Origin of the sequence: Vibrio sp. OPT41 (assembly GCF_015163595.1) — a bacterium.
GTDB lineage: Bacteria > Pseudomonadota > Gammaproteobacteria > Enterobacterales > Vibrionaceae > Vibrio > Vibrio alginolyticus.
Genome location: NZ_JADDYH010000014.1, coordinates 766,957 through 790,167, shown reverse-complemented (window position 1 = coordinate 790,167; position 23,211 = coordinate 766,957). Strand labels below are relative to the sequence as shown.

Here is a 23,211-nt window from a genome sequence, read left to right as displayed (position 1 = left end):
AGGAATAAGACGTGATTAGACGCCTTTTACTAGGAATGTTTGTACTGTTTAGCAGTATGACAAATGTGGCGAATGCCGCATTAGAGTTGGTCATTACCGATGGTATTGATTCAGCACGACCAATTGCTGTTGTTCCGTTTAAGTGGGAGGGCACACAAGCGCTTCCAACGGATGTTTCTGCTGTTATCGCCTCGGATTTACAACGTAGTGGTAAATTCAGCCCAGTTCCAACGAGCAAAATGCCACAAACACCGTTCAGTGAATCAGAAGTTAATTTTGATGCTTGGACCAATTTAGGTGTGGATGCGCTATTGACTGGTTCAATCAAGCAAAACGACCAAGGTGACTACGTTATCAACTATCAACTTGTTGATATTGTGCGTGGTCAGTTAACAGGTGGGAAGAGTAAGGCGCTTGGTAGTGACGGTGAATTGGTTCTGTCAAAAGATCATGTGCTGTTCAATAAAGTAGCCACTGTTCAAGGGCCTCGTATGCGTGAGTACGCTCACCGTATCTCTGATTTGGTGTATGAACAGTTAACTGGCGACCGTGGCGCTTTCATGACTCGTATCGCATATGTGGTAGTGAACGATAAAGACCGTTTCCCTTACCAACTTCGAGTCGCTGATTACGATGGCTACAATGAGCGTCTGGTTTTACGTTCTAAGCAGCCATTAATGTCACCAGCGTGGTCACCAGATGGTAAAAAGCTTGCGTATGTTAGCTTCCAAAATGGCCAAGCAGAAATCTTCATCATGAACATCTACACCGGTGAACGTGAGAAAATTACTTCATACCCACGTCACAATGGTGCGCCAAGATTTTCGCCAGATGGCAATAAGTTAGCGATTGTTCTTTCTAAAACAGGCTCGCTTCATGTTTATACGTTTGACCTTAACACTCGTAAGCTGACGCAAATTACGCGTGGCAGATCAAATAATACGGAACCGTTCTGGCATCCGGATGGAAAATCGTTGATTTTCACATCGGATAGGGGTGGTAAACCACAGATTTATCAAGTAAATTTGGGCAGCGGTTCTATTGACCGTTTGACTTGGCAAGGCAGCCAAAATTTGGGTGGTCAGATTACTCCTGATGGGCGATTCCTAGTTATGGTGAACCGCAGCAACGCAGGATTTAATTTGGCGAAACAAGATTTGGAAACTGGTGCTCTTCAAGTCTTAACTAAGACCTTGCTTGATGAGTCTCCTAGTATTGCCCCAAACGGTGGCATGGTTGTGTATAGCTCGATTTACAACAAGAAAAACGTACTATCGATGGTGTCAATTGATGGTCGATTCAAAGCTAGATTACCGGCAACAAATGGGCGTGTTCGAGCGCCTGCATGGTCACCGTTTTTGTAGTAATAAGTTTGATTAATAAAGGAAAATAAGATGCAACTGAACAAGGTTCTAAAAGGGCTACTAATCGCGCTTCCTGTAATGGCTGTTACAGCGTGTAGTTCAAGCGACGACGCTGCTTCTAACACTGGTGCAGCAACAAACAACAATGGCGCAGTGGAAACAACAGTAGCTACGCCAATTGATCAAAGCGGTCAGTTGACAGAGCAAGAGCTAAAAGAGCAAGCGCTACGTGAAACTCAAACAATCTACTTTGCTTTTGACAACTCAACAATTGCAGCAGATTACGAAGAGATGCTAGCGGCTCACGCTTCTTACCTAAGCAAGAACCCAGCACTTAACGTAACTATCGAAGGTCACGCTGATGAGCGCGGTACACCTGAGTACAACATTGCTCTAGGTGAGCGTCGTGCACAAGCAGTAGCGAACTACCTACAAGCACTAGGTGTTCAAGCTGACCAAATCTCAATCGTTAGCTACGGTGAAGAGAAGCCACTTCTTCTAGGTCAATCAGATGAAGTTTACGCTAAGAACCGTCGCGCGGTTCTAGTATACTAATTCGAGGTAATCCTCATGTTCAGTAACACTAAGCGCGCTGTTGCGCTTACGTTACTGGCAAGTGCAGCGAACTTTGCGTTCGCTGCACCAGCTCCAGTATCCGATCTCAACAGCACATCATCCGTCTCTAAGAGCCGTTCATCTGAAACGGAAGTAGAGCGTCTAGAACGTTTGCTACAAAATCGCAATCGCGTTCAGCTCCAAATGCAACAGCAAATTGACCAAATGTCACAAGAGATCAGTGAATTGCGTGGTCAATTAGAGCGAAATAGCTACGAAATGAAACAAATGTTGCAACGTCAACGTGAGTTGTTTGTCGAGCTGGATCGTATTCGTGGAGAGATAAAATCCGCACCTGCACAAGAAGCACAACCTGTGAAAACAGGTGGTCAGTACACTCCAAATGTTGATGAGCAAACGGCATATCAGAATGCAGTTGACCTCATTCTCAAAAAGCGTGATTACACTGGTGCAATTGCAGCGTTCCAGCAGTTCCAGAAAGATTATCCTGATTCTACATATTCAGCGAATTCTCACTACTGGTTAGGTCAGTTGTACTTCGCTAAAAAGCAGGATGAGGATGCAGTGAAAAGTTTTGCCGCTGTTGTGTCTTATAAAGACTCCAACAAGCGAGCCGATGCGTTGCTTAAGTTAGGCGAAATCGCTGAGCGTAATAACAATGCAGCTCAAGCGAAAAAGTACTACCAACAAGTGGTTGATGAATACCCAGGTAGTGCATCTGCAAAACTTGCCAGCTCTAAGCTGTAAGACGTTATGTTTTGAAAAGGAAGCCTCGGCTTCCTTTTTCTTTTCCATTTTTTGTTGGTGCAGAACGGCTAAGTCGATAGCAATGATGCAGAGCCTCTGACCTTGTGTTGCACCGAATTTCGCTACTCGGAAATGCTACCTGTAACAAAGATATACGGCTAGACCGCTAGAAATCCCCGCGACAAGTTGGTTTTTGAAAATTAACGAGGTTACAATACTCGGATTAAAGGAAGTTGCGTAGAGCAAGAGCAATGAGCCATATATTAGATAAAATCGACACTGTTTACCCATTCCCACCGAAACCAGTTCCATTAAGCGAAGAAGAAAAAGCATCTTACATTGAGCGTATTAAAAAGTTACTCAAAGAAAAAGATGCGGTACTTATCGCACACTATTATACCGACCCTGAGATTCAAGCCCTAGCTGAAGACACTGGCGGGTTTGTTGGTGACTCGTTGGAAATGGCGAAGTTTGGTAATCGTCACCCTGCAAGTACATTGATTATTGGTGGTGTTCGCTTTATGGGCGAGTCGGCAAAAATTCTGACACCAGAAAAGCGCATTCTAATGCCAACGTTGGAAGCGGAATGTTCGCTCGACCTTGGCTGTCCTGCGGATAAGTTCAGCGAGTTTTGTGATGCTCACCCTGATCATACGGTTGTAGTTTACGCAAACACCTCAGCAGCGGTTAAAGCCCGTGCCGACTGGGTCGTTACATCGAGTATTGCGCTTGAAATCGTGGAACACTTAGACGCTGAAGATAAGCCAATTATTTGGGGACCAGACCGTCACCTAGGATCGTACATCGCTAACAAAACTGGCGCAGATATGCTGCTTTGGCAGGGTGAGTGTGTGGTTCATGATGAGTTCTCTGCTGATGCGCTACGAAAAATGAAGAGCGTGTATCCAGATGCGGCTATTTTGGTTCACCCTGAGTCACCAGCAAGCGTCGTAGAACTTGCCGATGCCGTTGGATCAACGAGTCAGCTGATCAAAGCAGCGAAAGAGCTTCCTCACAAACAAATGATCGTTGCGACAGACAAAGGCATTTTCTTTAAAATGCAGCAACTTGTGCCAGAGAAAGAACTTATCGAAGCGCCAACCGCAGGTGCAGGCGCAACATGTCGCAGCTGTGCACACTGTCCTTGGATGGCAATGAACGGTTTGAAAGCAATTGAGAAAGCGCTTAGTGAAGGTGGTGAAGAGCACGAGATTTTTGTTGACGAAGAACTGCGTGTTAAATCCCTTATACCGCTTAACCGCATGCTAGGTTTTGCTGAGCAGCTAAATATGCAAGTGAAAGGTAATGCTTAAAAAGTAGGCGTAACTGAAAGTAAATCTCAAAAACCAGCCGAATATGGCTGGTTTTTTTGTGTCTTACTATCAATGAGTTACTATTGATGCAATCAATGAATATCGAGGTCATAAATTTATGGCGGTGTGGTTAGTAGTTAAAAAGTGGCTTAGTTCCCACCTTCTTAAATTGAGCAACCGAAGCCTTCTCATCTTTAGTGGCTTATATGTGAGCCTTTCATGGTGGCTGCTGGTTCTCGCTGGTGAAACCGCATTAACAGACAGTTTCGCTAACTTTATCTATTACCTCATGGTTACGGCGAGTACGGTGGGTTATGGCGACCATTCTCCTGTAACTGATTTGGGTAAATGGGTTGTCGTACTATTTGTAATCCCCGGCGGTTTGAGCTTATTCGCCGCATTATTGGGGCGTGTCGCTGGAGCAGCGATGGACTATTGGCGAGCGGGTATTTTAGGAAAACGGAGAGTAAGAGTGGAAAACCATATTGTATTGTTGGGCTGGAATGGATCGAGAACGATGCACCTTATTCGCATGTTACAACATGAAGAAGAGGGAAAGCGCCCGATTGTTTTATGCAGCCGTTCAGAAATAGAGAACCCGTTACCTGGCGAAATCAGTTTTATCAAAGTGACCAGTTATACCGATTCGCAAGAGATGAAAAACGCCAATATTGCCGAAGCCGCTTGCATTATTGTGGATAATCTCTCGGACGACATTACCTTGTCAGCCGCTCTATACTGCGCATCTGTAAACCCTTCCGCTCATTTGGTCGCTTACTTTAAAGATGAAGCGCTAGGCCGACTTCTAAGTCAGCATTGCCCGAAAGCGGAATGCATACCTGCTGTTGGCGCAGAAATGTTGGCAAAAGCGGCGGTTGACCCGGGCTCAAGTGCGCTTCATCAGGAGCTTTTGGCTTCAACACGAGGTATGACGCAATACTCAGTTATTTATCCCGAGGGTCAGTCTGCCACCACTATTGAGAATCTCTTCGTTTTTCTCAAAAGACGCCATCATGCCACGCTGATTGCTTTTGATATTGGCGATGGTATTCAACTCAACCCAGATTTAGATGCTGAAGTACCCGCGAGTACCAAGCTGTTTTACATTGCAGATGAACGTATTGAAGATTTTGCCTGGAAAGAAATGAACAAGGAACAATAATGCACATGATTGCCGGCCTGTTAGCAGGCTTCCCAAACTTTTTACTCTATTTCTCTGTTTCTATTATTTTTGTATTGGCGTTTAAGTTCATCTACGTCAAGTTGACGCCATACGATGAGTGGCATCTGATTAAAGAAAAACAAAATACAGCAGCAGCGATTGCGCTAAGTGGGGCTTTCCTTGGTTACTGTCTCGCGATTTCGGGGGCGGCAAAAAACTCGGTCAATATCGTCGATTTTATGGTGTGGGGCGTTGTTGCAATGCTTGCTCAAATTATCGCATTTGCAATTGTACGCTTTATTTTACTTCCGAAAGTGGCAGAGCGTATCGAAAAAGATGAACTGCCAGCCGGTATCGTATTAGCAGCAGTTTCTGTTTCGGTTGGCGTATTGAATGCCGCGTGCATGACCTACTAGGAGGAACGATGAAGCGGAGTTCTAACGTTAAACGTTCTTCCATGGACAAAAGCTTAAAGCTTGGGAAAATTCTTCCCTTTGCTGCCTTTGGTGGTATTTTCTTCTTTGCTACGTACGAGTCAAAAACAGAAGGGTACATTTTTTCTGATGCCGATGAGTGTAAATCTAACTCGCCTGAGTTTAGTGAACAGTGTGACATTGCATACCAAGAAGCTTTAGCTCGTGCCGAACAAAATGCCCCTCGCTACCGCAGCGAGTTCGAATGCGAGAATGATTTCTACGAGGATGATTGTTACTACAGTTCCAGTTCCCGAGCTTATGTACCTAACTTTGGCGGTTTTTTTTACAGTCGCTCATTAAGCGGGTTGAAAGGTTATAACAAGAGCTATTACTCAGAGCCGATGTACCGTTATAAATCCAAATTCTATAATGGAGCAGGGCAATTCTTTGGCTCCTACCGAAATCAGCCGACCAAAGTTGCGACGAATAGCCTTAATAAAAGTGGTGGCGGCACCATTGGCAGGGCGATGTCTCGAGGCGGGTTTGGTAAAGCGGTGTCGGTCAGTCGAGGCGGTTAAAAAGAACTATGTTTCGACGAGAAATACAAGAGCGCGAAAACTGGCGTGAATTAGCACGCCAGTTTGGTTTTGGTTTCCATACCATGTATGACCAACCGTATTGGGATGAGAGTGCTTACTATCAATTCACGCTGGAGCAAATTGAGCGCGATATAGAAGCGCCCACTGAAGAGCTGCATCAGATGTGCCTGGTTATTGTGGATGAAGTCGTTCGGAGTGAGCGGTTGCTGACGCAATGTGCGATCCCTGAATCTATGTGGGAGCAGGTCGCTTCTTCATGGAGACGAAGCGAACCTTCGCTTTATTCGCGGCTGGATTTCGCGTACAACGGGACCTCGCCTGCAAAATTACTGGAAAACAATGCGGATACGCCAACCAGCTTGTTTGAAACTGGCTTTTGGCAGTGGGTGTGGCTAGAAGATGTTGTAAATAAAGGTCGAGTTCACCAGAGCGCGGATCAATTCAATATTCTTCAAGACTTTTTGATCGAGCGCTTTGCCGAAATAGCAAAATACCAACCAGGACAAACACTTCACTTTAGCTGCTGCAAGTACACTGAAGAAGATAAAGGGACTGTCCAGTATTTAGAGGATTGCGCGCGAGAGGCAGGGTTAGCAACGGCATTCGTGCATGTCGAAGATATTGGAGTGACGGAAGATGGTCTGTTTGTGGATGCTGACGACAGAGCGATTCGTTGGATGTTTAAGCTTTACCCTTGGGAGTTTATGTTTGAAGAGGAATATGCGAAGTACTTAGCGACTGCGAACGTAAACTGGTTAGAACCGATGTGGAAGTCGATTCTATCCAATAAAGCACTTTTACCGTTATTGTGGGAGCGCTTTCCTAATCACCCGAACCTTTTGCCCGCTTATTTTGCTAACGATTCAAAAGCGAACACTATGAGAGATTGTGTCATCAAGCCACTATTTTCTCGAGAGGGCGCGAACATCGAGATCGTCATCGATGGAAAACGTTTTGTTAAAACGTCAGGGCCTTATGAATCTAAATTCAATATCGTCCAGCAATACCATCCACTACCTAAGTTTGGGCAAAACCATACGTTAATTGGCAGTTGGTTGGTCAATGATAGAGCTGCCGGTATTTCGATTAGGGAAGACAGTAGCTTAGTGACTCAAGATATGGCGCGGTATATTCCACATGTAATTTTAACATGATCAAAAAAGCTCTCCATTTGGAGAGCTTTTTGTCTATTCAGCCGTTCAATCTTGATGGTCGACAGCGTTGCGTCTATTGTTCTTCAGCTAATGCAACACCGCGCTGGGTAAGACCACATAACATCACTGGCATTGCATTGAAGATCTCTTCAAACTGCTCTAAGCCTTCCATACCTTGTTCGGCCAATGTTTCAATGGTTGTTTCTGGGTCGTAAAGCATAGTAAGAGAAAGTAAAACACCACCGAGTAGGGCATTATCTTCGCTATCCTCAGGCATCAACGTTTCCCAGTCATCACGCGCAAGTTGCCAGCCTTGTAATACACCTTCACAGAAATCGCGAGCCTGACTTGTTACAATGTCTTGCTCATCTAGCGCGCACCCTGCAGGCCACTGCCAAGTGCCTTCTAGGAGAGCGGGACGAGTTTGGTTCCACATTTGTACAATCTCGTCAATGTACTGCTCTAGTTGTTCACCGTCAGTAAATGGCGCTGTTTCTTCTCCACCCCATAAGAATGGCAACCACTCTTGAGGCATTAATACGTTTGGCGCTGCAGCCATCGCTGTTACAAAGCCTTGAGTTTTTGCTAGGTTTAGTAGTTTACCGTCAAGTTCTGGGAGAGAAAGGATGTCTTGTAGTTTCAAAATAGAATACCATTTGTTAATGGGCTGGTTGATTGCGCTCATCTTACCAATCAATTAGTGATAAATCGATATTAGGGAATGATTCACACATCTATGGAAATTCGCTCATCACTTAGAAAAAAAAGCATTCTCGCCCTAACACTTTACCTGTGCTTCTTTATCGCCACTATCGGTTCTGTCGCCTATTTGGTTGTTGAGCCACCGGTTAGACAAAAGCTAGAGCAAAACCTAGAGTTACGTACCCAACTCCTGGCTCTTGAGATAAAAGAGCCCCTCCTCAGTTCTACAGGTGTATTGAGCAGCTTAGTAGGGCTAGCCCAAGGGACTGAAAATATTCAATCTCTCAACACAATAATTCCACATATACTTCAATTGAGTGACAAGATGCTTGTTAGTGGTGGCGTATGGCCTAAACCCGAACTAAAAGCAGAACAATGGAGATATCAAAGTCTATTCTTCAATAAAAACAGTGATAGTGGTATTGACCAAATTCACTCCTACAATAACCCCGAATCTGGCGGTTATGATAATGAAGCCTGGTATGTCGCTGCCGCCGATGCTCCGGTAGGTTCTGTTAGTTGGTCTACGGTTTACATCGATACCTTTACTCAGGTCCAGATGATTACCGCGTCTTCTCCGTACTACCAAAACGGTCGATTCGCTGGAGTTGTAACGGTAGACCTATCACTTGATGCACTTTTTCAGTTTATTCGAGAGCACACGAACCAGCATTCTTTGGGGGTAGTGGTTCGCGATGCTGACTCAAACGTGATTATTGAACACAACTTTCAACTGACGGACGAAATTTATGTCAGCGAGCTTGATTTCGGAGAGTTCGATTGGCGCATGGAAGTTGTCAACGCAAAAGCTAAAGTCGCCGATCAAGTGTTTGAACAAGTGATGAGCGTTGAGGGGAGGATCATTCCATTTTTGCTCTTGTGTGTCTTGGTCGGTTACTACTTACTGAATCGCTATATTGTTGAACCAATTGTTCGCATTGCCGCTAAGATTGATGACTCGAAAACTGGTGGGATCATAGATATTGACTACGATAGCGATGACGAAATCGGACAGCTTATCGAGAAGTTCAATGAAAAGACGATCTATTTAGAGCAGGAGAGAATAAAAGCTCAGGCTTCGACAAACGCTAAAACGGCATTCTTAGCCACATTGTCCCACGAGATTCGCACACCAATGAACGGTGTACTAGGAACTGCCCAGATACTGTTAAAAACACCACTTACCGATGAGCAGCGTAAGCACCTGAGAACACTTTATGATTCAGGTGATCACATGATGACATTACTCAATGAGATTTTAGATTACTCAAAAATTGAACAAGGGCATGTTGAGTTTGAAAATAAGCCTTTCCCAATTGAGTCGATTATCGGCAGTATCAAGAGTGTTTATCAAACGCTATGTGCAGAAAAAGGTCTTCGCTTTAGAGTAGTCTCGCATTTACCAACGGGTCGTTGGTACAACAATGACAAAGCCCGTTTGCGTCAAGTACTGTTCAATCTACTCAATAACGCTGTTAAGTTCACCGATCGTGGCATCGTAGAGGTAGAGCTAGCCGAGAAATCGAGTAAGGCTGGCACCAAGCTGATACTAAAGGTAAAAGATACAGGGATTGGTATTTCAAAAGAGGCACAAAAACGCATTTTTCGTCCTTTTGAGCAAGCAGAGTCATCAACGACTAGACGGTTTGGTGGTACAGGGCTTGGTTTAGCAATAGTCAAAGAAATCGCGGAACATATGGGTGGGCAAGTGGTTGTAGAGAGTCAGGAGGACGCTGGAACGACTTTTACTGTCGAAATTGCCCTTACACCTTGCAAGCCGGGTAAAGTAGAGTCAATCAATACACATAAATTGAACTGTAAAGGGTTGAAAGCACTCATTGTTGAAGACAACCGAACAAATGCGATCATTATGGAAACTTTCCTCCGAGCCAAGGGCTTTGAGTGCACAAGTGTCGAAAATGGTCAGCTTGCAGTCGATGAGGTTGCGATCAAACCATTTGATTTGATACTGATGGATAATCATATGCCTGTTCTAGATGGCGTTGGGGCCATATCAGCCATTCGAGCAATGAGTTCACCTGCTAAGTCGGTACTGATTTTTGGCTGTACAGCGGATGTGTTCAAAGAAACACAAGAGCGTATGATTAATGTAGGAGCAGACCACATAATAGCGAAACCAATAGTGGAGTCTGAATTAAATGATGCACTGTATCTTCATGCGACACAGTTATATCAGTACCAATCGGACTTTGATGGAAATGCAGCAGATAGCTTTAATGCTGAAAAGTGGTTACTCAACTTCTATGTCGCTCTAGATAATGGACATCTTAATGAAGCACTTGAGGCTATTTCAGCGATCATTGCGGAGGCTCCCCTTGAACTCAGTGGCGACGTTTCTTCAGTCGCTGAACGGATAAGAAGTAACTTAAAGCGTCAGCAATCCCCGGACCAAGATGATATCGATACATTAACGATTTTGCTGGCCTCACCATAACTGAATCAATATGGCGCAACTGTAAATTGTTCTTACTATTCATACGTCATCCAGCGTCGTCACAAACTCTTCTAACCTGCAATGAACAGGCTTGCAGTTTTACTTTTACGAGTAAAGCAGCAAGACCTTCTACTGTGATTATATCGGTAATACTCTGAATTTTCGCAGCTTGGTAGCATAAGCTATAGGAGTGACTGTTTACAGTCCGAGTTTTGTTCTAACTTTACGTCAAAATAATTATCGTAACCCCTTTTTATGTAAGTGAAATCCGTGTTTTTGTACCATTTTTACGTAATTTTAGGCGTTTTTACTCGCCATTGGTGAAAAAAACTACTTTTACTTTAAAAGTTGGTTATAAATTTACAACTTAATTTTAAATACAGAGCCATAAGCTAGTTTTTGTGTGTTCTAATTGCATCATTAACTGGCTTGATGTCTTTTTAGTGGTTAATAGTTTTATTATTTTTATTAATTGCAGTGTTTGATTTTAAGGGTTTTGTAAATGAAGTCTCGTGGACCATTTTGTATTCGTCACGCCGCAGCGGATACCTTTGCTATGGTTGTTTTTTGCTTTATCACAGGGATGATTGTCGAGATTTTGATTTCAGGGATGACATTTGAGCAATCTCTAGCATCGCGTACGCTATCGATTCCAGTGAATATCGCCATTGCTTGGCCGTATGGGGTTTTTCGTGATTGGGTGCTGCATCAAGGTAGTAAGGTGTCGCCGTCTTCCTTTATGAAAAACATCTCTGATCTGGTCGCTTATGTACTATTTCAATCTCCAGTTTATGCGGGTATCTTATTCGCGGTTGGCGCGTCTACAGATCAAATTGTGACCGCAGTGGCAAGTAACGCTGTTATTTCTTGTGGCATGGGTGTGTTGTATGGGTACTTCTTGGATATGTGCCGCCGTTGGTTCCGTGTTCCCGGTTATTCTCAAAGCATGTAAATGCCCCAGTTTTGCTCAATTTAGTTACTTAGTGAGCAATCGATTCGAAAAGGGCGCTTTTTTTTATGTTTAGCCTTGACCATCAGGCACATAATCATTAAATTAGCGCCTCGTTAGCCAATGATGCTAACCAAAATTTGATTCGGTGAGTTGTCCGAGTGGCTGAAGGAGCACGCCTGGAAAGTGTGTATACGGCAACGTATCGAGAGTTCGAATCTCTCACTCACCGCCACATTCTAAAAGGTCTGATTTGTCAGGCCTTTTTTCGTATCTACACTAAAGTAATGCGTAATTGAAAGTACACAAGAGTGCTCAAGGTGCAAGCGCCATTCTATCTACAAGCCAACTATTCACATCTCACCTCTATACAACGCCAAAATTGAAGATGCTATACAGAGGCAGCCATAATCTGATTGGTGCGGGTTAGCACATCCGCTTTAATCTAGAATTTAGCACCCATATCACATGAGGTATGAATACGGCCACAAGAATGAACGTAGTGCTACTAGATGCTAAGCAAAACAGCCATGAACACGAATACAACAGCAATCATACCAAAGAGATCTGTGTTTAGATTGAGGTCATCAGGGTTAAATTTTTCAATGCTTTGCGTCGTTTTGCATCTTATCTTCATGTTCTTGTCCTTATTTCATGTACGATTTCAACAGCAACATAACATGCAATTGAGTGTTCACAAGTCATAAAAAGCATAAGTATACTTGCACCACATTGAGCGCAAAAAATACTCAAAGCGTTTTAAAGTGGCGGTCTACCTTTTGTAACATCAAATATTCTTTCTGTTTTTGTGCCTGTATCGCTATAGTTGAGAAACGGTTATCTCGTTCTAGTTAGGAACAAACTACTGGCTGCCGCTACATTCTCTCAGCGTTCCCACTCAGTCGCCTTGGGTAGATACTTTAGTCGTTGAGTACTGCAAAAAAACGCCGCATGAGCAGCGGCGCTTTGTTGAGGAATTCCCTTTCCTACTTGTAGCTAAGTTCTGTCGCTTTGCCTTTGAAGATCCGGTATACCACAAAGGTGTAAAGCAATATCACCGGCATAACAATCATCACACCGTAGCCCACGATTATTAACGTCGCAGGCGAGGAGGCAGCTTGTTGTGCGGTCATTAATCCCGGCACAACTTCTGGGAAGAAGCTATACGCAAGCCCGAGAAAGCTCAACGCGAAAATGACAGTGACACCAAAGAAAGGCCAGCGCACACCCAGATCATTCACCATTGGAACCTGACGCAAATAGCGATCAACTAGGAAGATGGTTGCCAATACAATTAACGGAACTGGGGCAAGCAACAAGATTTCTGGGAAGCTGAACCAACGCAAGGCAACTTGTTGATTTACAATTGGGTTTACAACGCTAACCACCAAGATTCCTAAGGCTGCTAACCAACCAGCACGGCGAGACCAACGGGCCGAGCGTATTTGCAAATCACCTTCCGTTTTTAGTACTAACCATGCGCCACCGATGTAAACGTACGCCGCCGCTACACAAAGTGCGCTTAACCAAGCAAAGCCAAATGCTTCGGTTGATTGTTCAAATCCCATGATGTAACGACCCACCATGTAGCCTTGGGTTAGCGCGGTGACTAACGAGCCAATTCTGAAGCACCAATCCCAGTGAGGTTTATGATCCGAGTTCGCTTTGGCTCGGAAGTCGAACGCCACGCCACGCATGATCAGTGCGATAAGCATAATCGCGGTCGGCATATAAAGTTCCGTCAAAATCAAGCTATGAGCAGTAGGAAAGGCAATTAGCAGAATACCAACGGCTAACACCAACCACGTTTCATTCGCATCCCAGAAAGGGCCGATAGACGCTATCATTCGGTCACGTTGCGCTTCATTATCACTCGGTAAAAGGATACCGACGCCAAGATCGTAGCCGTCGAGCACGGCATACATAAAGACCGAGAAGCCAAGCAGCAGAAGATAAATTTCTGGTAGATAGTCGAGCATGATTAGGCCTCTTGTTGTGTCAGTGGGACTTCATGGGCTGCAACGTCTTTGCGCGCCAAATAGAATAGGGTATGGATGTACGCAACCAGCAATGCAGCATAAATGGCTAAGTACATAATGAGCGAAGTCATCACGCTACTGCTCGCAACCGTGGTGACGGCTTCGGATGTTCGCAATACACCGCTGACCAACCAAGGTTGTCGACCAATCTCAGTAACATACCAACCCGCCAGTGTGGCTATCCAACCAGAGAACGTCATGGCTAATACCGTGTACAGGTAAGGTTTAGGTAGCGCTTTTTTACGTGCTAGCTTCACCGCGCCATACCAGCTAACAAGCAACATAAGGACACCAACACCAACCATCACGCGGAAACCAAAGAACAAGGGCTTCACTGGCGGGTGGTCAGGTGCAAACTCGTTAAGTCCTTGGATTTCCCCATCTAAGTCATGCGTAAGAATCAAACTCGCCAGCTTTGGGATGCCCACTTCAAAATCATTGCTGCGAGTTTCTTCATTTGGCATCGCAAACAGAAGAAGAGGCGCGCCTTGCTCGGTCTCCCACACGCCTTCCATCGCTGCGATTTTTGCAGGTTGATGTTCAAGCGTGTTTAACCCGTGAAGGTCACCGACAAAGATTTGAATTGGGATGAATCCAGCCGCCGCGAACAGCGCGACTTTTAGGCCAAGTTTGGCTGAGCGGTGATCTGGCTTTTTCATTATTTGATAAGCTGAGATACCCGCAATCAAGAAGCTGGCAGTCAGCGCCGATGCTAATAGCGTGTGCAGAAGACGGTAAGGTAAAGAAGGATTGAAAATAACTTCCTTCCAACTGGTTACATGTACAATTCCGTCAATCACTTCATAGCCACTTGGTGTGTGCATCCAGCTGTTAAGCACTAGAATCCAAAACGCGGACATACTTGTCCCAACAGCAACCAGAACGGTGGCGAGAGTATGAACCCATTCCGGCACTCGTCCTCGTCCAAAAAGCATCACGCCAAGGAAGGTGGCTTCCATAAAGAAGGCGGTCATCACTTCGTATCCGAGCAATGGTCCTGCTACGTTACCGACTCGTTCCATAAAGCCTGGCCAGTTGGTACCAAACTGGAAACTCATCGTAATGCCGGATACTACACCTAAGGCGAAAGTAAGAGCGAATATCTTGACCCAGAAGTAATAAACATCGAGCCATACGGGGGCTTGGGTGCGGTTATATCGCCACTTGAAAAACACCAACATCCATGCCAACGCGATGGTGATGGTCGGGAAGAGAATGTGAAAGCTGATATTGGCCGCGAACTGGATCCGCGACAGCATGAGGGTATCTAACATCTTGGTTCCTCAAAAACGTGCCATACTAAAAATCGTGTCTATCTGTAATTTAGTTACGAAAAGTCGGGCAGTTTGGATTCATGTATCGAGAAATACAGGTGATTCTGTTTTCTTCTAACCATGATTTATATCAACTAAGGGAAAGAAAGGAGTGTAGGAAATTGTCTCAAAATGCCACTAATAGTCGCGAGAAGTGAGTAAAAGAAAGCAAATGTAACTGAAGGAGCATGGATTAAGATTAGTTCGAATTATCCTTATGATGGTTTCGATAATCCTGAAATAAAATTACAAAAACAATATTTTTAGTAAGGAAAATTGCCTTGCCTTCACTTTGAACCTCCATACTATTTATACACTAGTCATGTCGAGATCATCTCAAACACAGCAAACTTACTGGCAGTTAAGGTGGGAAACTTTAGCTAATTGATAAACTTAAAATTGCACTGCTAATGACATATGCATCATAAGTTCGTTAGCACTCGACCAGAAGTGCGATAGGCTACATTTTTATACTAGCGAACGATTTGGCGCTAGGTAATTCGGCTTTCACTAGATCAACAAGTCGACTGCGGACCATTTTCGATTTCTGATGAGTTTCAATCCAAACTGACACTTACTTTTCAGCAAGTGTGCTAGTGTCTTTCTTATTATTTATTAAATAATTAATAGATGCCGATATGGTAAAGAGAGTTGTGGACAGCTATCTCGAGCAGTAGACTGGCGCTAGCCAGAGAGTCTGACTTTGAGGGGGGCATTCTACATGAATTTTGGATTCTGCCACCGCAAAGCTGATATTGAATTTGATGGAGATGGATAATGAATGACAGTTGGGCTAATTTCTTTCCTTACTTTGCTGGAGCTTTTAAGCTTATTGTATTAGGGATAGGAGCCTACTTAGCCATTAAATGGCATTTTGACGAAGAGCGAAGGGTAAGAGAAGCGGAAGGTGTGGTGTTTGATAACCCAAGTCTCATGAAAAAGTTTGCGAAGACGCTAACTCTGCCATTCCTTTTGTGTCTTCTCGTTCTTCTTGTTATATATGCTACCAACTGGTTCCTGTATTGACGGCTTTATTGTTTGTTGTAGTAAAGCTGAATGCTGCCGCCTCTGAGAGTCGAGCCGTAGTTGAAGTTAACGCCTATGCCGAAATTGTCCAACCAATCAAAGGGCTTTGGTGCATAAAATAGCCATCCTATAGAAGCTTCGTAGTAATGCGGACTTCCCAGTTCATCGCTTAAATCATGCGAAAGGTCGACTCTTTTAATCCCGGTAAATAAAGCCTGCTCACCGTGATAAATATTGTAGTAACCGGTGATTTCATTAGATAGGTACCAACCTTTAGGGTTGCCTATATTGCCGTTATTTGCGCTTCCCCAGCTGTGCCCAATGAATGAATTCAATGTCGAACTGGCATGCCATTTCCCCCAAATTGTGGGAGACGTGTATTTGGCTTTAATGGATGGTTGAACTATTGCCGCCCATGCTGAAACGTTAACGGCACGGCCGTCTAGGATTCTTCCAATGATGGATGAAAGTTTATTATCGGTAGAGAATGAGTTTTTATAACGCATAAGGTGAGTCGTCGTTCTGGTGCTAAGGGTGACGTTTTCACTTGCTTTGTATAGATACCCATAACCAATCGATGCACCGTATGTCCTTTCCTTGAGAAGATCCTTACTTGTGCCGAATAGTTTGAGATCATTCTCTGTTTGTATCGTAAATGCCTTAAACGACAGCTCATGTAAGTCCTCGCTGCCCTCTATGTCAAAGTTAGTCGTGTAAGGGAGAACATATACGGATTTGCTTCGACGTTCATTGATTGACTCGTCAGTCCCGAACTCTGGGTTGGCGGTATCAAATAATGCATTCGGATCAAAGTCGCCAATACCAAACGCAATTGCGTCAGTGTCGGACAGCAAAACCGCGATAGAAAAACGTTGTTGGAGAAGGTTGCTAATTTCCTTATCTAGTGGATCCGCTTGAGCTGTGTTAGGAAGAGAGAGTAGGAGAGCGAGCGAAACGACTCGCCACTCCACTGAGGCGAAGTTGGGTTGGAACATTTTGGCTCTTTCAAATGGTTCATGCATGGAGTTTTTGGACGTACCGGTACGCTAACATTAGTTTAATCGTTGAATGGTCGGTGTAACTTTGAGAAATCTATGTTTTCTCATATTGATATGAAAAAGTTCCTTAAACGAGTTTAGCTTCAATGTGTATGCTGCACCAGATTTGTTTAGCAACATCATTCTTTTCTGAAGATGTAGCAAGACTTTGTGACTAGGTTGCATTATTTTCTTTAATGCGTCTCTTGAGAGGAAAATAGCAAACTTTTTTATTGCCTTGGCGCTCAAGAAAATCTGAATCGTTCACTGTGCTACTGGTTAACTTCGAAAACTTGTAAGCATCCTGTCTGCCAACATCACGACTAACATCATCAAGGAGTACCCTTAAATACGTCAGATAAACAATGGTTTTTTTGAGCTTTAGAAGAAATGTTCGGACCTTTGCATATTCCGCGGTGGTGCTCAATCCAAGAACTGTGTTTTGTATGTGTTCTCAGTAAATCATTGAGTCGATCTATTCTTCAAAATGTGGTCCCTTTTAATTCACTTTCTGTTACATATTTTTCGTTTTGAAAGAGCATTTTAATTTGCATCTTTTGAAAAGATCTCTTTGTTAAATTTTGTATAAAATCAACTAATTGTTGAAATTAGAACCCTTGTCAAAAAGTCATTAGATTTCATGTTGAATAGCCTCTTTTACCTAATAGTATACTCTATTTGTTTGATATAATTTCCGGCAGTTTGTATACCATAAATAAAGAGAGTCTATTCATGTTCCAGAACTTAACGATCAAGCAGAAGATAGTGATTCCGCTGTCATTGATTATTGGATTGTTTATTGTGAGCTCTGTATTAAACGTTATGACAAGTTGGAAGCAATCTGAATTGAGTGAGACACTCAACGAACAGATCGTGCCGAACTTATTAACGATTGAGGATGCTTACCGCGATCTTTACCAAGCTACATCTGCAATCCAAGGTGTTGCTCTTTCTGATACTCAAACCGATATTGATCACCACATCGGTGAATACAAAGACAACGCATACAAAGCGCTGCCGCGTATGGAACAAATGATTGAGCTATCGCAAGCCGGTGTGACGCCTTCTACACATGGTAATGAAGTTCGAACGCTTGTCTCTTTGGGTGAAAAATGGTTAGCAAGTTATGAGGCGATGCTACGTTTACCTCAATCTCAATGGCGTGGTTACTACAATGAGCACAAACATACCTTTGAAGACCAATTTATCGAGGTTAGAGCGCAGCTTAACGTTGTAAAAGATGCAATAGAAGAAAAGCAAAGCCAATTGAAGGACGAAATATCAGCGGCTGCAACAAGAGCAGAACTCATTCTTGAAGCGGGCATTGTGATTGTTATTCTGGCCGCTATTGCGATGGCGTTTTTGTTGTTGCAAACGGTTGTGAAGCCTATCAATGATATTAAAAATGCGATGACAGAAATTGCGTCCGGTGAAGGTGATCTAAGTCAGCGAATCGATGTAAAAACACAAGACGAAATTGGCAATTTAGCAGACGCATTTAACCAGTTTGTGTCCAAAATTCAAGTGACAGTCGCTCAGGTAATTGAAAGCTCAAATACCCTACGTAACGAAATGGCAAATCTTAGCTCGTTGACCAAGACCATCGCGAACTCGACCGTTTCTCAGCAAAAAGATAGTGAGGCGGTAGCGGCGGCAGTGCACGAAATGCAAGTCACCAGCAGAAATGTAAGCGATAGCGCTAACGAAGCCGCGGTTGCGAGCCAAACAGCGAATGATGAACTTACCAATACCAATGTTATTTTGGATCAAACGGTTAGCTCAATTCGCAGCCTCGCAAGTGAAATCGAAAGCGCAAGCCACGTCATTAACACATTGGATCATGATGTGAGTAACATTGCGTCCGTACTGGATGTAATTCGTGGTATTGCCGAGCAAACAAACTTATTAGCGCTTAACGCAGCCATTGAAGCGGCTCGCGCTGGAGAGCAAGGGCGAGGCTTTGCTGTGGTAGCGGACGAGGTTCGTTCTTTAGCCAGTCGTACGCAACAGAGTACGGGAGAAATCCAAACCATGATTGAAAAGCTACAATCTGGTGCAGGACAAGCTGTAGAAGTGATGCGCGGTAGCCAAAATAGCAGTGATGAAACGATCAAGTCCGCTGGCCGAGCGAGTGAATCCCTTTCTGAAATCTTGAACGCGATTTCACGTATGAACGAGATGAATACACACATTGCAACGGCTGCGAGCCAGCAAAGTACAGTAAGTGACGAAGTAAATAGCAACGTACAAGGCATTGCAGACAGTAGCACTTCAATTGTGGAAATCGTAAACCAAGCGCAAGCTTCTTTAGCCATGTTGTCAGAGCAAACTCAACGTTTAGATCATCAGGTCAGTCAGTTCAAAGTATAAGCTGAGAACAGCAATCTCACTGACGAAATAACCCGCTTCTTAGCGGGTTATTTTTTAGATAAGTGGCGAACCTGACTTGTGAAATTTCGACTATATTTACATTCCTTTCTCACTTTAGTTCGTATACCAGAGTGGGCAAATAACCCTAGACAGCGGTAACAAACTCTGTACAGCGTGATGATGCTTTTATCATCACTTTTGCTGCTTTTTAACCATTGCAATTGCACACAGGAAAATGTGATTTCCAACCCAAAATCTTCAAATTTGAGAACTTCATAACACCTTTACCATAAACGTTTTTCGTAAGCGTATAGAACTGTAAATTTTGTTGTATGTACAACACTGGGTATTTATCATCCTAATTAATTTGTTCTGGATATACATCCATTAGTCATTATTAAGTCATTCTAGAAGCTTTTAATAAGGAATCTTGAAGGCTTGTCGGTAGATAAGAGAGAAAAATTCATGAGACGTAAAACCACGCTATCTCTGCTGATTGCGTCGAGCCTTTTTGTGGTTGGATGTCAACCTAGCGAAGAAGGATCGAGCCAAGGTGGGGGGCCTGCGCCCGTAACCGAAGTAGAAGTGTTAACAGTGCAGCCAACGCGCCAAGCATTGACAGTAGAGTTGCCGGGTCGTAGCAGAGCATTCAAAGAAGCAGAAGTTCGTCCGCAAGTCACTGGCATTATTTCGGAGCGAAATTTTGTTGAAGGTGGCCTTGTTGAACAAGGACAGTCGCTATATCAAATTGATGATTCATCATTTCAGGCGGATTTGCTGAGCGCTGAAGCGGAATTAATCCGTGCGCAAGCTGCGGCAGAGTCGACCTATGCCACGGTGAAGCGTTACAGAACCTTGATCACCAAAAAATCCATCAGCCAACAAGACTTGGATGAAGCAGAAGCGGCATACAAAGAAGCGAAAGCGCAGGTCCTAGTCGCAAAAGCCAAGATCAACACAGCAAAAATCAACTTAGATTATACGCAAGTCAAAGCTCCGATTAGCGGGGTGATCGGTAAATCGAGTGTGACAGCGGGTGCGTTGGTTACGGCTAACCAAGCTGCCAAATTAGCGACCATTCAGCAGCTTGACCCTATCAATGTTGATATTGTGCAATCATCCGCGCAACTGCTGCGTTTGAAAGCATCACTCTCCCAAGGCCATATGCAAGAAGATGACTCTGCGCAAGTTACATTGATGCTTGAAGATGGCAGCACTTACGAACACAAAGGCACAATGAAATTTACTGAGGTCAATGTGAACGAAAGTACGGGCAGCGTGACGCTTCGTGCCGAATTCCCAAACCCTGACGGTTTGTTGCTACCTGGAATGTTTGTTCGTGCGACGGTCATTACTGGTGTCGACCCTGATGCGATTCTAATACCACAAAATACGGTATCTCGTGATGCGACAGGTAAAGCGACAGTGATGACGGTTAATGGCGAGAACAAAGTGGAAGCGAAACCAGTGAAGACTGCCGAAGCGATCAATAGCCAATGGCGCATTATTGATGGTTTGAACGCGGGTGATAAAGTCATTACCGCCGGTTTACAAAAGGTAGGGCCAGGCAGTTCGGTAACTATCCAAAACGGTGAACAGGAGTAATCATGGCACGATTTTTTATCGATCGTCCGGTATTTGCTTGGGTTCTCGCGATTCTAACGATGTTGGCGGGGGTAATGTCATTATTCAATTTACCCGTCTCGCAATACCCAACGATTTCACCGACGACGATCACCATCAGTGCTCGCTATCCAGGTGCATCAGCAAAAACCGTTGAAGACTCGGTAACGCAGGTTATCGAGCAAAACATGACAGGATTAGATTACCTTCGCTACCTATCATCGAGCAGTGATGCATTTGGTAATGCGACAATTACCCTGACGTTTGATAGCGAAGCTGATCCTGATATCGCGCAAGTACAGGTGCAGAACAAACTGCAATTGGCATTGACTTCATTGCCGATGGAGGTACAAAACCAAGGTATTGTCGTCAATAAATCCAATACGGCATTTCTCATGGTTGTCGCAGTTTATTCTGAAGATCCTGACTTTAAAGAAAACGATATCGGCGACTTTGTTGTAACGAATATTCAAGACCCGATAAGTCGTGTAACTGGCGTAGGACAAGTGCAGGCGTTTGGTGCGCAGTATGCGATGCGAGTTTGGCTGGATCCATTTAAGCTTACGCAATTCAACTTGACCGCGATCGACGTAGCAAATGCAATCAGTGAACAGAACGCGCAAGTTTCTTCAGGTCAACTTGGTGCGGCACCTGCGCAGGAGGGTCAGTTGTTGAATGCTACGATTTCTTCTGCAAGTCGTTTGAGCAGTGTAGAAGAGTTCCAAGACATCATTCTTAAGTCCGACGCCAGTGGTTCGAATGTTTATTTGAAAGATGTAGCTCGCGTTGAGCGTGGTGCAGAAAGTTATGATATTCGAGGCCAATATAATGGCTTCCCAGCATCGGGGTTAGGTATTTCATTAGGTACTGGCGCAAACGCGCTTGAGACAGCCAATGCGGTAAAAGAGCGCTTAGAACAACTGAGTGCAACGTTCCCAGAAGGGTTGCAGATTGCTTACCCATTTGAAACAACACCATTCGTCAAAGCCTCGATTCAAGAAGTGGTTAAAACGCTATTAGAAGCTATTCTTCTTGTGTTCTTAATCATGTACCTGTTCTTGCAGAACTTCCGTGCGACGATCATTCCAACGATCGCAGTGCCTGTCGTATTGCTCGGAACCTTCGCTATTTTGTACGCGACTGGATTTAGCGTAAACACGTTAACCATGTTCGCGATGGTTCTGGCTATCGGTTTGCTGGTGGATGATGCCATCGTTGTGGTGGAAAACGTCGAGCGTGTGATGCATGAAGATGGTTTAGAGCCCAAAGAAGCGACCAAAAAATCGATGGGGCAGATTACTGGTGCCCTGATTGGTGTCGGTTTGACGCTTTCAGCGGTATTCGTCCCTATGGCGTTTATGTCTGGTTCTACCGGGGTTATTTACCGTCAGTTTTCAATAACTATTGTGGCGGCTATGACGCTTTCCGTTTTGGTTGCGATAATTCTGACTCCAGCATTGTGTGCTACGTTGCTGAAAAAAGGCGATGCTGAGCTTCTAGAGAAGAAAGGCTTCTTTGGCTGGTTTAACCGCAAGTTTGATGCGATGACAGCAGGCTATGAAACCGGCGTTGCCAAACTTCTAAAACGCACAGGTCGCATGTTGGTTGTATTTTTGGCAATGAGTGCAGGTGCTGGCTGGTTATTTATGAACCTTCCAACGTCATTCTTGCCGGATGAAGACCAAGGCACGGTATTCTCAATGGCCATTTTGCCGCCTAACTCAACGCAAGAGCAGACGGAAAAAACACTTGAGAAAATGCGCGACTTTTACCTTGTGGATGAGAAAGACAACGTGAAATCCGTCTTCTCCGTTGCGGGCTTTAGTTTTGCAGGCCAAGGCCAAAACATGGGGATGGCATTTATCGGTTTGAAAGATTGGTCTGAGCGTGAAGCGCCTGGCGCTGATGCGGCTTCCATTACGGGCCGAGCGATGGGGTACTTCTCTACCATTAAAGAAGCTTTGGTGTTTGCGTTCGCCCCTCCAGCGATTCAAGAGCTAGGTAACTCGACAGGTTTCGATTTCTATCTCCAAGACTCGTTGAATAAAGGGCACGATGCATTAGTTGCGGCTCAAGGGCAACTTCTGGGCATGGCAGCACAAAACCCGAAACTTGTCGGTGTTCGTCCAAACGGTCAGGCAGATGCGCCAATGTACAAAGTGAACATTGACCACGTCAAACTTCGTGCTTTGGATGTCAGTATCAATGACGTAAACCAAATCCTGTCAGCTGCATGGGGCGGGGCTTACATTAACGATTATATTGATCGCGGTCGTGTGAAGAAAGTGATGGTGCAAAGTGATGCGGAATACCGCATGCAGCCAAAAGACTTCGATTCATGGTACGTACGCAACGCTAAGGGAGAG

General features: G+C 44.3%; 19 protein-coding genes and 1 tRNA gene. 15 read left to right on the top strand and 5 right to left on the bottom strand.

Features of this window, described 5'->3' with window-relative positions; genetic code table 11:
* The first annotated feature begins 11 nt into the window (after positions 1–11).
* The 8 genes from tolB to IQP38_RS07130 all read left to right on the top strand — a co-directional run bounded on the left by tolB (position 12) and on the right by IQP38_RS07130 (position 7,331).
* Entirely contained in the window at positions 12–1,364 is a 1,353-nt protein-coding gene (tolB, locus tag IQP38_RS07165; RefSeq protein ID WP_005387925.1) for a Tol-Pal system beta propeller repeat protein TolB, read from the top strand.
* A 30-nt stretch (positions 1,365–1,394) separates the two neighbouring features.
* Positions 1,395–1,919, top strand: coding sequence for a peptidoglycan-associated lipoprotein Pal (gene pal, locus IQP38_RS07160; protein WP_005378293.1), 525 nt, complete (start codon positions 1,395–1,397; stop codon positions 1,917–1,919).
* Between the two features lie 15 nt (positions 1,920–1,934).
* Complete coding sequence (ybgF, locus tag IQP38_RS07155) at positions 1,935–2,687, top strand: tol-pal system protein YbgF (RefSeq protein ID WP_064367995.1); 753 nt, start codon at positions 1,935–1,937, stop codon at positions 2,685–2,687.
* Positions 2,688–2,938: 251 nt separating this feature from the next.
* Entirely contained in the window at positions 2,939–4,000 is a 1,062-nt protein-coding gene (gene nadA / locus IQP38_RS07150; protein WP_158173767.1) for a quinolinate synthase NadA, read from the top strand.
* Between the two features lie 118 nt (positions 4,001–4,118).
* Positions 4,119–5,162: a potassium channel protein gene (locus IQP38_RS07145; protein WP_158173768.1), complete on the top strand. Its 1,044-nt coding sequence runs from the start codon at positions 4,119–4,121 to the stop codon at positions 5,160–5,162.
* Positions 5,162–5,578, top strand: a complete 417-nt coding sequence (locus IQP38_RS07140) for a DUF350 domain-containing protein (RefSeq protein WP_005378281.1) — start codon at positions 5,162–5,164, stop codon at positions 5,576–5,578. The genes IQP38_RS07145 and IQP38_RS07140 overlap by 1 nt, the downstream gene beginning before the upstream one ends.
* Positions 5,579–5,586: 8 nt before the next feature.
* Positions 5,587–6,156 (top strand): DUF1190 domain-containing protein, encoded by a 570-nt coding sequence (locus IQP38_RS07135; protein ID WP_193837454.1) that lies wholly within the window; start codon positions 5,587–5,589, stop codon positions 6,154–6,156.
* 8 nt (positions 6,157–6,164) lie between these two features.
* Positions 6,165–7,331 carry a glutathionylspermidine synthase family protein gene (locus IQP38_RS07130; RefSeq protein WP_193837453.1) on the top strand — a complete coding sequence of 389 codons (1,167 nt, stop codon included), beginning with the start codon at positions 6,165–6,167 and terminating at the stop codon, positions 7,329–7,331.
* 73 nt (positions 7,332–7,404) lie between these two features.
* On the opposite strand, the gene IQP38_RS07125 is transcribed toward IQP38_RS07130, so the two are convergent.
* Positions 7,405–8,016, bottom strand: coding sequence for a YecA family protein (locus IQP38_RS07125; RefSeq protein WP_005378278.1), 612 nt, complete (start codon positions 8,014–8,016; stop codon positions 7,405–7,407).
* A 51-nt stretch (positions 8,017–8,067) separates the two neighbouring features.
* Here IQP38_RS07125 and IQP38_RS07120 point away from each other — a divergent pair, with 51 nt between their 5' ends.
* The 3 genes from IQP38_RS07120 to IQP38_RS07110 all read left to right on the top strand — a co-directional run bounded on the left by IQP38_RS07120 (position 8,068) and on the right by IQP38_RS07110 (position 11,672).
* Positions 8,068–10,488, top strand: coding sequence for a hybrid sensor histidine kinase/response regulator (locus tag IQP38_RS07120; RefSeq protein WP_193837472.1), 2,421 nt, complete (start codon positions 8,068–8,070; stop codon positions 10,486–10,488).
* Between the two features lie 502 nt (positions 10,489–10,990).
* On the top strand, positions 10,991–11,440 hold the full coding sequence (locus tag IQP38_RS07115; protein WP_005378276.1) for an L-alanine exporter AlaE: 450 nt from the start codon (positions 10,991–10,993) through the stop codon (positions 11,438–11,440).
* 144 nt (positions 11,441–11,584) lie between these two features.
* A tRNA-Ser gene (locus IQP38_RS07110) sits at positions 11,585–11,672 on the top strand.
* 273 nt (positions 11,673–11,945) lie between these two features.
* Here IQP38_RS07110 and IQP38_RS26900 read toward each other — a convergent pair.
* The 3 genes from IQP38_RS26900 to IQP38_RS07100 form a co-directional block, all read right to left on the bottom strand.
* Entirely contained in the window at positions 11,946–12,074 is a 129-nt protein-coding gene (locus tag IQP38_RS26900) for a hypothetical protein (RefSeq protein ID WP_005378275.1), read from the bottom strand.
* Positions 12,075–12,423: 349 nt separating this feature from the next.
* A complete protein-coding gene (locus IQP38_RS07105; RefSeq protein WP_017820054.1) occupies positions 12,424–13,416 on the bottom strand; it encodes a cytochrome d ubiquinol oxidase subunit II in 993 nt (330 codons plus the stop codon).
* A 2-nt stretch (positions 13,417–13,418) separates the two neighbouring features.
* The gene (locus IQP38_RS07100; RefSeq protein ID WP_005388402.1) at positions 13,419–14,750 is read right to left on the bottom strand and encodes a cytochrome ubiquinol oxidase subunit I; all 1,332 of its coding nucleotides are present in this window, start codon (positions 14,748–14,750) and stop codon (positions 13,419–13,421) included.
* 816 nt (positions 14,751–15,566) lie between these two features.
* Between IQP38_RS07100 and IQP38_RS07095 the strand changes: the two genes are divergently transcribed.
* On the top strand, positions 15,567–15,815 hold the full coding sequence (locus tag IQP38_RS07095) for a hypothetical protein (protein ID WP_005378271.1): 249 nt from the start codon (positions 15,567–15,569) through the stop codon (positions 15,813–15,815).
* 5 nt (positions 15,816–15,820) lie between these two features.
* Here the strand turns inward: IQP38_RS07095 and IQP38_RS07090 are convergent, their stop codons facing one another.
* Positions 15,821–16,810: a Solitary outer membrane autotransporter beta-barrel domain gene (locus tag IQP38_RS07090; protein ID WP_017820055.1), complete on the bottom strand. Its 990-nt coding sequence runs from the start codon at positions 16,808–16,810 to the stop codon at positions 15,821–15,823.
* A 774-nt stretch (positions 16,811–17,584) separates the two neighbouring features.
* Between IQP38_RS07090 and IQP38_RS07085 the strand changes: the two genes are divergently transcribed.
* The 3 genes from IQP38_RS07085 to IQP38_RS07075 all read left to right on the top strand — a co-directional run.
* On the top strand, positions 17,585–19,222 hold the full coding sequence (locus tag IQP38_RS07085) for a methyl-accepting chemotaxis protein (protein ID WP_005378266.1): 1,638 nt from the start codon (positions 17,585–17,587) through the stop codon (positions 19,220–19,222).
* A 465-nt stretch (positions 19,223–19,687) separates the two neighbouring features.
* On the top strand, positions 19,688–20,827 hold the full coding sequence (locus tag IQP38_RS07080) for an efflux RND transporter periplasmic adaptor subunit (RefSeq protein ID WP_017635040.1): 1,140 nt from the start codon (positions 19,688–19,690) through the stop codon (positions 20,825–20,827).
* A gap of 2 nt (positions 20,828–20,829) precedes the next feature.
* A partial coding sequence (locus IQP38_RS07075; protein ID WP_228010000.1) for an efflux RND transporter permease subunit occupies positions 20,830–23,211 on the top strand: 2,382 nt, incomplete at its 3' end.

Bases quoted from the DNA above. Each gene is read 5' to 3' on its own strand.
- pal (WP_005378293.1), top strand. From the start codon at position 1,395: ATGCAACTGAACAAGGTTCTAAAAGGGCTACTAATCGCGCTTCCTGTA.
- ybgF (WP_064367995.1), top strand. From the start codon at position 1,935: ATGTTCAGTAACACTAAGCGCGCTGTTGCGCTTACGTTACTGGCAAGT.
- nadA (WP_158173767.1), top strand. From the start codon at position 2,939: ATGAGCCATATATTAGATAAAATCGACACTGTTTACCCATTCCCACCG.
- IQP38_RS07145 (WP_158173768.1), top strand. From the start codon at position 4,119: ATGGCGGTGTGGTTAGTAGTTAAAAAGTGGCTTAGTTCCCACCTTCTT.
- IQP38_RS07140 (WP_005378281.1), top strand. From the start codon at position 5,162: ATGCACATGATTGCCGGCCTGTTAGCAGGCTTCCCAAACTTTTTACTC.
- IQP38_RS07135 (WP_193837454.1), top strand. From the start codon at position 5,587: ATGAAGCGGAGTTCTAACGTTAAACGTTCTTCCATGGACAAAAGCTTA.
- IQP38_RS07130 (WP_193837453.1), top strand. From the start codon at position 6,165: ATGTTTCGACGAGAAATACAAGAGCGCGAAAACTGGCGTGAATTAGCA.
- IQP38_RS07125 (WP_005378278.1), bottom strand. From the start codon at position 8,016: ATGAGCGCAATCAACCAGCCCATTAACAAATGGTATTCTATTTTGAAA.
- IQP38_RS07120 (WP_193837472.1), top strand. From the start codon at position 8,068: ATGGAAATTCGCTCATCACTTAGAAAAAAAAGCATTCTCGCCCTAACA.
- IQP38_RS07115 (WP_005378276.1), top strand. From the start codon at position 10,991: ATGAAGTCTCGTGGACCATTTTGTATTCGTCACGCCGCAGCGGATACC.
- IQP38_RS26900 (WP_005378275.1), bottom strand. From the start codon at position 12,074: ATGAAGATAAGATGCAAAACGACGCAAAGCATTGAAAAATTTAACCCT.
- IQP38_RS07105 (WP_017820054.1), bottom strand. From the start codon at position 13,416: ATGCTCGACTATCTACCAGAAATTTATCTTCTGCTGCTTGGCTTCTCG.
- IQP38_RS07100 (WP_005388402.1), bottom strand. From the start codon at position 14,750: ATGTTAGATACCCTCATGCTGTCGCGGATCCAGTTCGCGGCCAATATC.
- IQP38_RS07095 (WP_005378271.1), top strand. From the start codon at position 15,567: ATGAATGACAGTTGGGCTAATTTCTTTCCTTACTTTGCTGGAGCTTTT.
- IQP38_RS07090 (WP_017820055.1), bottom strand. From the start codon at position 16,810: ATGTTCCAACCCAACTTCGCCTCAGTGGAGTGGCGAGTCGTTTCGCTC.
- IQP38_RS07085 (WP_005378266.1), top strand. From the start codon at position 17,585: ATGTTCCAGAACTTAACGATCAAGCAGAAGATAGTGATTCCGCTGTCA.
- IQP38_RS07080 (WP_017635040.1), top strand. From the start codon at position 19,688: ATGAGACGTAAAACCACGCTATCTCTGCTGATTGCGTCGAGCCTTTTT.